This is a genomic window from Stenotrophomonas sp., from assembly GCF_032103445.1.
Classification (GTDB): domain Bacteria; phylum Pseudomonadota; class Gammaproteobacteria; order Xanthomonadales; family Xanthomonadaceae; genus Stenotrophomonas.
The window spans coordinates 1-10,798 of record NZ_DAMDFR010000028.1 but is presented as its reverse complement, the minus strand read 5'-3'; the positions used below and the strand labels follow the sequence as shown (position 1 = coordinate 10,798).

At 67.3% G+C, this 10,798-nt stretch carries 12 protein-coding genes and 1 pseudogene; 8 read left to right on the top strand and 5 right to left on the bottom strand.

Annotated features, from left to right (window positions below; all coding sequences use genetic code 11):
- Positions 1 to 4 precede the first annotated feature (4 nt).
- The gene (locus tag RT551_RS11685; RefSeq protein ID WP_313458784.1) at positions 5 to 424 is read left to right on the top strand and encodes a DUF2314 domain-containing protein; all 420 of its coding nucleotides are present in this window, start codon (positions 5 to 7) and stop codon (positions 422 to 424) included.
- Positions 425 to 551: 127 nt separating this feature from the next.
- Here the strand turns inward: RT551_RS11685 and RT551_RS11680 are convergent, their stop codons facing one another.
- Positions 552 to 815, bottom strand: a complete 264-nt coding sequence (locus tag RT551_RS11680; RefSeq protein ID WP_313458782.1) for a hypothetical protein — start codon at positions 813 to 815, stop codon at positions 552 to 554.
- Positions 816 to 959: 144 nt separating this feature from the next.
- On the opposite strand from RT551_RS11680, the gene RT551_RS11675 reads away from it, so the two are divergent.
- The 6 genes from RT551_RS11675 (at position 960) to RT551_RS11650 (ending at position 5,715) form a co-directional block, all read left to right on the top strand.
- Positions 960 to 1,409 carry an isoprenylcysteine carboxylmethyltransferase family protein gene (locus tag RT551_RS11675; protein ID WP_313458779.1) on the top strand — a complete coding sequence of 150 codons (450 nt, stop codon included), beginning with the start codon at positions 960 to 962 and terminating at the stop codon, positions 1,407 to 1,409.
- Between the two features lie 10 nt (positions 1,410 to 1,419).
- On the top strand, positions 1,420 to 1,713 hold the full coding sequence (locus tag RT551_RS11670; protein ID WP_313458777.1) for a hypothetical protein: 294 nt from the start codon (positions 1,420 to 1,422) through the stop codon (positions 1,711 to 1,713).
- A 149-nt stretch (positions 1,714 to 1,862) separates the two neighbouring features.
- The gene (locus tag RT551_RS11665) at positions 1,863 to 2,924 is read left to right on the top strand and encodes an ATP-binding protein (RefSeq protein WP_313458776.1); all 1,062 of its coding nucleotides are present in this window, start codon (positions 1,863 to 1,865) and stop codon (positions 2,922 to 2,924) included.
- Positions 2,914 to 4,362 (top strand): nitrogen regulation protein NR(I), encoded by a 1,449-nt coding sequence (ntrC, locus tag RT551_RS11660; RefSeq protein ID WP_313458774.1) that lies wholly within the window; start codon positions 2,914 to 2,916, stop codon positions 4,360 to 4,362. The genes RT551_RS11665 and ntrC overlap by 11 nt, the downstream gene beginning before the upstream one ends.
- Positions 4,363 to 4,455: 93 nt before the next feature.
- Positions 4,456 to 5,025 carry a superoxide dismutase family protein gene (locus tag RT551_RS11655; protein ID WP_313458772.1) on the top strand — a complete coding sequence of 190 codons (570 nt, stop codon included), beginning with the start codon at positions 4,456 to 4,458 and terminating at the stop codon, positions 5,023 to 5,025.
- A gap of 51 nt (positions 5,026 to 5,076) precedes the next feature.
- Entirely contained in the window at positions 5,077 to 5,715 is a 639-nt protein-coding gene (locus tag RT551_RS11650) for a superoxide dismutase family protein (protein WP_313458770.1), read from the top strand.
- 85 nt (positions 5,716 to 5,800) lie between these two features.
- Here the strand turns inward: RT551_RS11650 and RT551_RS11645 are convergent, their stop codons facing one another.
- Positions 5,801 to 6,688: a hypothetical protein gene (locus tag RT551_RS11645; protein ID WP_313458767.1), complete on the bottom strand. Its 888-nt coding sequence runs from the start codon at positions 6,686 to 6,688 to the stop codon at positions 5,801 to 5,803.
- A gap of 92 nt (positions 6,689 to 6,780) precedes the next feature.
- Here RT551_RS11645 and RT551_RS11640 point away from each other — a divergent pair, with 92 nt between their 5' ends.
- On the top strand, positions 6,781 to 8,076 hold the full coding sequence (locus RT551_RS11640) for an acetyl-CoA C-acetyltransferase (protein WP_313458764.1): 1,296 nt from the start codon (positions 6,781 to 6,783) through the stop codon (positions 8,074 to 8,076).
- Positions 8,077 to 8,146: 70 nt separating this feature from the next.
- On the opposite strand, the gene RT551_RS11635 is transcribed toward RT551_RS11640, so the two are convergent.
- The 3 genes and pseudogenes from RT551_RS11635 to RT551_RS11625 all read right to left on the bottom strand — a co-directional run.
- Positions 8,147 to 9,469, bottom strand: coding sequence for a heme biosynthesis HemY N-terminal domain-containing protein (locus RT551_RS11635; protein WP_313458762.1), 1,323 nt, complete (start codon positions 9,467 to 9,469; stop codon positions 8,147 to 8,149).
- 3 nt (positions 9,470 to 9,472) lie between these two features.
- Positions 9,473 to 10,450, bottom strand: a complete 978-nt coding sequence (locus RT551_RS11630) for a uroporphyrinogen-III C-methyltransferase (RefSeq protein WP_313458760.1) — start codon at positions 10,448 to 10,450, stop codon at positions 9,473 to 9,475.
- Positions 10,451 to 10,558: 108 nt separating this feature from the next.
- Positions 10,559 to 10,798: pseudogene (locus tag RT551_RS11625) on the bottom strand (uroporphyrinogen-III synthase); the annotation flags it as partial.

The following is a 10,798-nucleotide window of genomic DNA, read 5'->3' as shown; positions in this document are numbered from 1 at the left end:
CTTCATGAACATCCCCGACGGCGAGCTCGCCGCCGTTGCACGCACCGCGCAGAGAACCCTTGTGCACTTCCGTGTGCTTCTCATGACCAACGAAGAGCCAGATGCCTCGCCGCTGGTCAAAACCTACATCCCGGATCCGGATGGAAAGGGCATGTGGCTGTGGCTGAGCGTTGAGGACGTGACCCGGTTCGGTTTCGACGCTCGTGTGTTCGAAGCCCCTGCCCACTTCCCCGGAGTTACCGCCGGTTCCCTGCGCTTCATTCCCAACGAAGAAGTAGGGGACTGGGCGGTCATCATTGACGGCGTGCTGCACGGCGGTTACTCGCTTCGCTTGCAGCGCGGGCGATTGCCCGAGTCCGAGCGCGCTGCCTACGACGCCTACATCGGGGCACAGCGCTACGCGCCACTTCCGGACCTGATGTGACCGTTGCCGGCGAATTCGCCACGTAACACGTACGCTCTCGCCATATGACACGTAGAGCCACGCCCTGCGTGGCTGCATCCCACACAGGGCGCGTCACGAATGACGCTTGGCTCAACGTTCCCTCTGCTTACGCCGCCTTCATCACCTGACACTCCAGCGTTTGATGCTGGTAGCTCCTGCCAAGTCTATTGAGTTCGCTTTGCGCCTTCTTGAGCGCATCAGCCTCACCCGTGGCAGTGACAAAGTAGACCGGCCCGGCACCAAACTGCACATACCGGCCGGCGCTATCCTTGGCTTGACACACATACGATAGCTGCGGGCTTTCCTCAGATGCTGCCGCCATACCGCCCGGCAGTGCCAGAGCCAGCATAAGCACGTGTTTGATGTACATCGGAATGCCTCCGTAAACTTCCAGACACTCCCCCGCCCAGGCATCATCCAACGCTGGTTGTTATCGACGCGTAGAGCCACGCCTATGTCGAACCTGATGTAGGCTGCGTTGGAACCGTCTCGTTGGTCAGGAAGGCCAGACCGCATGATCTCAGTCTTGGAAACCAAGGTTCCGCCGCCACTGCTGCTGTTGGCGCTCGCGGCTATCGTATGGTTCCTTCCTGGGACAGCATCATCGGTTGGTCGCCTCGCCTTCGGTCTGCCCGTCATCGTGCTGGGTCTCTCACTCAATGCGTTGCCCAAGCTGTTGTTCCGCCGCGCAGGAACGACGGTCAACCCGCTGCGGCCAGAACAGTCCTCGGCCCTGATCACCTCGGGTCTCTATCGCTATTCCCGGAACCCGATGTACCTGGGCTATGCCGTTGCATTGACTGGATGGGTGATCTCTCTGGGGAAGCCACTGGGGCTTTTAGCCGTTGGGTTCTTCGTCGGCTACGTAACGAGACTTCAGATCATGCCGGAAGAGCGTCAGTTGGCGGCGATATTCCCGGGCGAGTACGCGCTGTACAGTGCCACCGTACGCCGATGGATATGATGTGAACCGCATGAAAGAACCACCCGTCGTTGCCCGAACTGCATACCTGCAGTACACCTCCAGCGCTGGCGAAGGCCTTCAGCTTGAGATTCTTGCGGGTGACCCGGATGGCGGAATCCTTCCCGGTCACCATGAGGCTGTTGCGCGCATCGTGGCCGACGACGATGAGTTTCAGTGGTTTGAGGTCTTTACTTCGCGCGGTGCCGTCCGCATCCCGGTTTCGGCGGTGGAGGAGGCCATTGTCGCGGCCAGATCGGACGTGCACGGCGAGGCGTGGTACGACCGGGAGGAACCGGACGCATGAACGCGTAGAGACGCGCCATGCGCGTCTGAGGGCCCCGAACGAGTTCCAGCCGGGCAAGCCCGGCTCTACGTGGGGCACCGCGGAGTTACACGGCGAAATGCAGCGTTACGCTGGCCCAACCACCCCACGTTTTGCACTACATTGGTGCAATGACGTCCGTTCTCCCCCCTCCCGACCTCGACACCCTCGGCACACCCGTCGCCTGGGCCGATGCCGAAGGCCGGGTGGCGGGCTGCAACCCCGCCTTCGCCCGCTGGCTGGGTGTCAGCGTACGCCGCGTCGTCGGCCAGCCGCTGGCCTCGCTGGAAGTCCAAGGCGAAGCGCTGGCCCACTTCCTGGCCCGGGGCGAGCAGGACACCCTGCGCCTGCACCGGCTGGCGCTGGCTTTACCGGGCGATGCGCCGCGTTTCGCCGAAGGCTGGCTGAGCCGGCGCGATGAGAGCGGTTGGCTGCTTGAAGCCCACCCGGTCGACGAATTTCCCGGCCTGGACCCGACCCAGGCATTGCCGAGCGCGCTCAGCGCGGCGCTCAAGGGCCTGGCCCATGAGCTGCGCAACCCGCTGGCCGGATTGAAGGGGGCGGCCCAGCTGCTGGCCCGCCGCAGCGCCCAGCGCGATGCCGACGAGCGCGAGCTGATCGCGCTGATCGGCTCGGAGATCGAGCGACTCAACGGCCTGCTGGAACAGCTGCTGTCGCCGGCTCCGGCCGCGCCGCATGCGCCATTGAACATCCACGCCTCATTGGAGCGGGTGCTGCGCCTGGCCGAAACCGAGGGCGGCTGGGCAGTGCGCCTGCAGCGTGACTACGACCCCAGCATTCCCGAGTTCGACGGCGACGCCGACCGCCTCACCCAGGCGGTGTGGAACCTGGTCCGCAATGCCATCCAGGCCGGGGCAGGCACGGTCACCCTGCGCACCCGGGTCGAACATGGGGTGCGTATCAACGATGCGCTGCACCCGCTGGCGCTGCGCCTGGAAATCGTGGACGACGGTCGCGGCGTGCCCGAAGACCTGGCCGAACACCTGTTCCTGCCGCTGGTCAGCGGTCGCGCTGAAGGCACTGGCCTGGGCCTGGCGCTGGCCCAGCAGGTGGCCCGCGAACACCGCGGCACACTGACCTACCGCTCGCGCCCGGGCCATACCGTATTCACCGTGCTGCTGCCGATGGGGCAGGGCACGCTCGCCATGGAGGAGCCCGCCCATGGCGGATGACAGCCGCACGACCGCCCCGCGCATCTGGGTGGTGGACGATGACCGCTCGGTGCGCTTCGTCCTGTGCACCGCGCTGCGTGACGCCGGCTACCAGGTGGAAGGCTTCGATGGTGCGGCCGCCGCGCTCAGCCTGCTGGAAACCGAGACTCCGCCGGACCTGCTGTTCACCGACGTGCGCATGCCCGGCGATGACGGGCTGGTATTGCTGGACAAGCTCAAGGCCGCGCACCCGCAGCTGCCGGTGATCGTCATGTCGGCCTACACCGACGTGGCCAGCACCGCCGGCGCGTTTCGCGGCGGCGCGCAGGAATTCCTGTCCAAGCCGTTTGATCTGGACGATGCGGTGGCACTGGCGCGGCGCGTGCTGCCTGAGCGCGACACCCCCATCGCCGAAACCACGGCGGCACCCACGCCGGCCGTAGCAGACCAACGCCCGCAGCTGGTCGGTGACACGCCGGCGATGCGCGCGCTGTTCCGCGCGATTGGCCGCTTGGCGCAGGCTCCGCTGTCGGTGTTGATCAACGGCGAAACCGGCACCGGCAAGGAACTGGTGGCGCATGCGCTGCACCACGAATCACCGCGCGCGCAGGGGCCGTTCGTGGCACTCAACACAGCGGCCATTCCCTCGGAGTTGCTGGAGAGCGAGCTGTTCGGGCACGAAGCCGGTGCGTTCACCGGCGCGCAGCGCCGCAACGTCGGCCGCTTCGAGCAGGCCAATGGCGGCACGCTGTTCCTGGATGAAATCGGCGACATGCCGCTGCCGTTGCAGACCCGTCTGCTGCGTGTGCTGGCCGAGGGCGAGTTCTTCCGCGTGGGTGGGCGCGAGCTGATCCGCGTGGATGTGCGCGTGATCGCCGCCACCCACCAGGATCTGGAATCGCTGGTGGCGCAGGGCCGGTTCCGCGCCGACCTGCTGCACCGGCTGGACGTGGTGCGCCTGCGCCTGCCGCCGCTGCGCGAGCGCCGCGATGACATCGCGCAGCTGGCCGACACCTTCCTGGCGTCGGCGGCACGCAAGCTGGATACGCCGCCGAAACGGCTCACGGCATCGGCCCTGCAGGCACTGCGCGAGCACGATTGGCCGGGCAACGTGCGCGAACTGGAGAACGTGTGCTGGCGCATGGCCGCGCTGGCGTCTTCCGACACCATCGGCGTGGCTGATGTGGACAGCGCGCTGCATCGGGGCCCCGGCGCGCGGACGCGCAGCCAGGGTGACCCGGGCCAATGGGAAACGCTGCTGTCGGCGTGGGCGCGACAGCGCCTGGCCGAAGGCGCGGAAGGTCTGCACGCACAGGTGCGCGAAAAGGTGGACCAGGCCCTGCTGGAAGCGGCGCTGCAGATCACCCACGGCCGCCGCGCCGAAGCTGCCGCGCGGCTGGGGCTGGGTCGCAATACCTTGACCCGCAAGCTCGGGGCTGGGCGTCGTCGCGGCGGCTGAATGTCCTGTTCACGGGAATAACACGTATGTGGTGGCCGCTTTCATGATCCATGGACAGCGCCGCCGTTAGGTTGGAAATACAAGGAGTCTTCCATGCGCAGTACCCGAATCCTGATTGGCAGCGCCGCGTTGGTGGCACTTAGTGCGTGCAGCACCACGCCGCCGCCGCCACCGCCGGCTCCGCCCCTGCCCACGGTGAGCACGGCGAAGATGGCCGAGGCCAATCTGTCGCCGGCGTCAGCCAGCATCGTCAGCGGACGGCTGGCGGTGGTGCCCGATTCGCGTGGTGGCGTGCACATCACCGGCGTCATCGGCGGGCTGCAACCGCTGCAGACCGCGGCGTTCCACGTGCATGAGCGTGGCGACTGCAGCGCGGTGGATGCCAGCAGTGCCGGCGCGCATTTCAACCCGACCAACCAGCCGCACGGCCGCACCAGCGGCGGCGCGCATCACCTGGGCGACATGGACAATCTGCGCGCCGATGCGCAGGGAAGGGTCAATGTCGACGTGCGCCTGCCGGCGGTGACACTCGGCGGCGGAGCGCCCAATGACATTGCGGGGCGTGCCTTGATCGTGCATGCCAGCGCCGACGATTACCGTAGCCAGCCCGCCGGCAATGCCGGTGCCCGCGTTTCCTGCGGCATCATCCGGGTCACGCGCTGAGGCGCGTTCCCATTTGCCGCTTCACCCCGTTGTATCTGCAAGGAGATCCACATGCGTCTGATCCATACCGCGTTGTTCGCCGCCATTGCCACGATTGGCCTGACCGCCTGCAACAAGCCGGCCGAAACCACCCCGGAAGCCACCCCGGCCGCCGACACCGCACCGGCGGCTGATGCAGCAGCAGCTGCCAACGATGCGCCGCCGGCGATGATGAGCAGCGATGCACACGCCAACCACACCGCCATTGGCGAGCTCGCGCCGACCCAGGGCAATGACGTCAAGGGCAGCATCACCTTCAGCGTGGTGGACGGCAAGGTGCACGCCAAGGGCGAGGTCACCGGCCTGAAGCCGAACAGCGAGCACGGCTTCCACATCCATGAAACCGGCGACTGCAGTGCACCGGACGGTGCCAGCGCCGGTGGCCATTTCAACCCGGGCAAGGAAGATCACGGCAGCGTGGCGGCCAGCCCGCACCACGGCGGTGACATGCCGAACATCAAGGCCGATGCGGATGGCAAGGCGGTTGTTGATGCGGACGTGTCGACCAACGTCAACATTGGCAAGGCTGATGACTTCGACATCATTGGCCGCGGGCTGATCGTGCATGCCGACCCGGATGACTACAAGACCCAGCCGACCGGTAATGCCGGTGCGCGTCTGGCGTGTGCGGTGATCAAGGCTGCGCCGTAAGGCAGTTCAGCCACGCAGGGCGTGGCTCTACGTTAGGTAAGCAGAATGAAAAACGCCGGCAATGCCGGCGTTTTTCGTACCGCAATCACCGGGCCAGCAGCTCCCGCGGTTCCTGCCCGGGTTCGCAATGCACGAACAGCACCGGCAGGCCGTGGGCTTCCAGCACGGCGGCCATCTGCCGCTGGCGCATCAGGTACTGGTCGTAGATGCCCTGCAGGCGCTCGCAGTCGCCGGTGCCGTGGTTGTAGAAGTTGCACCAGCCGGCTGGATCGAACAGCGCCATACGCACTTCGCCGTCAGCGTATCGAAGCAGCGGCTCCGGGGCGGCATCCAGCCATTCCTCGGCCTGCGGGGCCAGCACGGCGGTTTCGATCAGCGGCCACAGCGCGGCCAGGCCCTGGTTGTCGTACTGCATCGACATCATCGCGGCCAGGTCGTTCACGGTGAAATACCGCGCGTGCTCGATCTGCGCGCCAAACGCGTTCTGTGCCAGCAGGGCGGTGTCCGCGCCGGCCATGCCCTGGGCCAGCAGCACGTCTTCCAGCGCCTCGGCCACGGCCTGGGTCTGGGCCACTTCACTGCCGGTCAGCACGAACGGCACCACCCGCAGGCCACCGCCGGTCAGGGTGGTGTCGGCCTGCAACGGCAGCGGCACTTCGCCGTCTTCGTTGGTGCCGAAGGCCAGCAGGCGCGGGCCTTCATTGCGGCCGGGGGCGCGCATCTGCAGTTCTTCCAGGCGGCGGTGAATGGGCCAGCCCGGACGCAGCACCTCGGCCGGGTCGAAATGGGCTCCGAAGAACACCAGGTCCAGCCCGCTCACGCCGGGGACCAGCTTGGCCAGGTCGCGGCCGATGCGTTCGGCCAGTTCGCCGGCCTGGGCGGACGACAGCGCCGCGTGGCGCGGGGCGTCGCCGCCGGCCAGTTCCAGTGCCAGTACGCCTAAGGCATTCATGCCGGGGTCGGGTTTGCTCATGGTTTCACAGTTGGCCCATCACAGGGCGGCAGCTACACTTGGCTCCATTATGCCTGCTCCTTCGTGCAGGCCATGTTGCAGACACCCCTTCCATGCCAGGTATGTCCATGCCCAACGCTCGTCCCGTCGCCATCCTCGGTGGTGTCCGCATTCCGTTCTGCCGCCAGAACACCGCCTATTCGGATGTCGGCAACCTTGGCATGTCGGTGCGCACACTGGGCGCGCTGGTGGAACGCTTCGGTCTGCACGGGCAGCAGCTGGGCGAAGTGGCGATGGGTGCGGTGATCAAGCACTCCAGCGACTGGAACCTGGGCCGCGAAGCCACGCTGTCGTCGGGCCTTTCGCCGCTCACCCCGGGCATCACCCTGCAGCGTGCCTGCGGCACCTCGCTGGACACCATCATCACCGTGGCCAACAAGATCGCGCTGGGCCAGATTGAGTCCGGCATCGGCGGCGGCTCGGACACCACCTCCGACGTGCCGATCGTGTACGGCAAGAAGCTGCGTGCGCGCCTTCTGGCCGCCAACCGCGCCAAAAGCACCGGCGACAAGATCAAGGCGCTCACCTCGGGCTTCAAGTTCAGCGAACTCAAGCCGGAGTTCCCGGGCGTGGCCGAGCCGCGCACCGGCAAGAGCATGGGCGACCACTGCGAAGACATGGCCAAGGAATGGAACATCGCCCGCGATTCGCAGGACGAATGGGCCGTTTCCTCGCACAAGAAGCTGGCCGCCGCCTATGAGCGCGGCTTCTTCAACGACCTGATCGCGCCGTTCCGTGGCGTCGAGCGCGACAACATCCTGCGCCCGGATACCTCGCTGGAAAAGCTGGCCACGCTGAAGCCGGCATTCGACAAGGTGTCCGGCCGTGGCACGCTCACCGCGGCCAACTCCACCCCGCTCACCGACGGTGCCGCAGCGGTACTGCTGGCCAGCGAAGAATGGGCGCGCGCGCACGGCCACGAGCCGCTGGCCTACCTGCGTGATTCGCAGGTGTCGGCGGTGGATTTCGTGCACGGCGAAGGCCTGCTGATGGCCCCGACCATTGCAGTGCCGGAAATGCTCAAGCGCAACGGCCTCACCCTGCAGGATTTCGACATCTACGAGATCCATGAAGCCTTTGCGGCGCAGGTGCTGTGCACGCTGCGTGCGTGGGAAAGCGAAGACTATTGCCGTAACCGCCTGGGCCTGGACGCGCCGCTGGGTCGTATCGACCCGGAGAAGATCAACCCGCTGGGTTCGTCGCTGGCCACCGGCCATCCGTTCGCTGCCACCGGTGCACGCGTGATTGCGACGGCTGCCAAGCAGCTGGCCGAACGCGGCGGTGGTCGCGCGCTGGTGTCGATCTGCACCGCCGGCGGCATGGGCGTGGTGGCGATCGTCGAACGTTGATCGATCGCGAGGCGGACGCGCATGGCGCGTCCCTACGGTAGTGACGCGCCATGCGCGTCACCGCAATCCATCACGGCTCGCGTCGGTTCCCAAACGCATCATGTTCGGCCGGGTGATCCAGCACCGGTGCCGGCTCACTCATCAGTGACTGCTCTTCAACGGTAGCCCGTTCCGGCACCACCGCTGCCACTGGCACCACCGCAGCCTCAGCCTTCGCCAGCGCCACACTGTCTTCCCCGCGCTGCTGCCGCAGCGCATTTCCAAAGCACTGCGCGGCCAATGCCGGCTCACCGCGCGCCACGAACACCTCGCCCAAGGCTTCCCACGCTTCCGGACCCGCACCGGCAGCAATCGCGCGGTGCAGATAGTCCTCAGCCTGCACATGCTCGCCCTGGCGCGCGGCGATGCGGCCCAGCGCCAGCAACAAGGCAGGGCTGCCCGGCTGCTGGGCGAGCCAGCGCTGCAGGTTGGCCTGGCGGGTGGCCAGCTTTTCCACCGGCATCTGCCCATACAGGGTCACAAGTGACTCGTCCCAGCGCGTGTCCAGTGCCTGTTCCAGGTTCAGCAGGGCCGGTTCTTCCCAGTCCAGCGCCACGGCACGCAGCGCGTATGCGCTCACCACATCCGGGTTGCTGCGCAACGCCTTCGGGGTGGCTTCCCACTGCGCGGCCAGCGCATTCACGTCAGTGGCTTCCAGCAACGACTGCGCGGCCAGACGGCTTTCCAGTTCGGCCATGTCTTCGTCGGGCAGGATCTTCTGCTTGCGCAATGCGCCCAGCTGGCCGTACGCCTCATGTGCACGACCAGCACGCGCCAGCGCCTCGGTGCGCAGCCACAGCCCACGCGGCGGCAGCGGCTGCACGCCGGGCACGTCCAGTGCGTTGATCGCATCCACCGGGCGCTCCAGCTGCAGCAGCCGCTCGGCCTGCATCAGCGCATAGCCGGTGGCATCGGTGGTGGAAAGTCGCTGCAGGTACTGGTCGACACTGGCGGCGTCGTTGCGCGCTTCGGCGCTGCGCACGGCCGTGGTCAGCGCCACCGCGCTCACTTCGCTGTCTTCCGCGGCGCTCACCAGCGACTTCTCCGCGCGCTGCCAGTGGCCATACTCGTGCGCCTGCAGGCCTTCGATCAGCTTCACCCGGCCCTGCTTGCGGCGGTAACGGCCCCAGGCGCGGAACGGCGACGACGCCAGGCTCCACAGCAGCCACAGCACCAGCAGCGCCACCAGCACCATCAGCGCTACCTGCGGCACGCTGCTGCGGTAGTCCACGCCGCCGTGGCGGTAGATCACCTCGCCATACTGGCGCAGTGATTCGGTGCCCAGCCATTGCGCGGCCACCACGCCCAGCACCACGGCCAGCAGCAGGACCACCACGGATTGAATCGGCTTCATTGTTTAACTCCCGTCGCGCAAAGTGCGCAGTTGCTGCAGGGTGCTGCCCAGTTCGGGCAGGGCGGGGCGCAGCACGCTGGTGCGCAGTTGCCTCAGTTCAGCACGTCGCTCGCGCAGAGCGGGTGAATCCGGCCACAGGCGCGGCAGCCACAGGCCCACGCGGTCCAGCGCCTGTTCAAACGCGGCCTGGTCGCCGCGCTCCACCGCTGCCCGTGCCAAGGTCAGTTCCAGCTGCAGCGAATCCCAGGCCGCTACGCGTTCGGCGCTGCTCAGCGGTCCCTGCGCAGCGGTCGGGGTGATGGTGACAAACGGGGCCAGCAGACTGTGCCACCAGGGTGCGGCGGTCGCCGCGGCAGGGGCTTCCACGCGCTCAGGCAGCGCGGTCAGCGCTTGGGCGAAGGTGCCCAGCCGTTGTTGCACGGCGGTGCGTGTGCCTTGGCCCAGGGTGTCCAGCGCGTTGCGTTCCTGCATCAGTGCCTGGCGCAGGTTGAGGTAGTCGTTGCCCTGCACGTCTTCCAGTGCGGTGGCGGCCAGTGCGTACAGGCGCTTGGCTCCGTCCACGTCGTCGGCGTACGCCAACCGTTGCCCGGCCTGGCTGAGCAGCAGCTCGGTCTCTTCCAGCTGCAGCGCCTGTGCGCTGTGTCGCGTGCTGTCGGCCAGTTTGGCCAGGTTCTCTTCCAGCAGCGCGCTGCGCTGGCTGAGGCCCAGCATTTCATCGCGCAGCACCCGGTTGGTCGCGGCGGCATCCTGCACGCGCTGCGAGGTGGAGCGCTGGTCGCGGCGCAGTGCCTCCAGGCTGTCGCTCAGCCCCTGCACCAGCAGCGCGGCATCCGCTTCGCGCTGCGCGGTGAGGGCCTGCTGGGCCTGCCATTGGCTCCAGCCCCACCAGCCGGCTGCGCCAGCGCCTACCGCCACCACAACCAGTGGCAGTATCCAGCGCAGGGCAGGGCGGTGTGGCGGGGGTGATTCAAGCTCATTCATGTACGCATCCTTGTCGTTCGCGCCGGTGTCTTCACGAGCTGGCGAGCGATCAGGCGCACAGCATCGCCCGTCCCCCGCGCGGCCCGCAAGGCCACCGTTCTTCCCTGTTCAGTCAGGTGCGCGGGCGGTGACGACCGCGTGCGCTGCCTGCGCCAACTGTAGCGGTTGTGGGCCCTGCGCCAGATGGATACGGGCAAAGCCGTCGCTTTCGGCCAGCGCGGCCAGACGCTCGCTGGCGGCCACCACGGTGCTGGCGCGCAGACGGGCCAGCAGGTCGGTCGGCAGCTGCGCCGCCGCCCAGGCCAGAGCCTCGGCGCTGCTCAGGGCCAGGACCCACGGGTCGGGCTG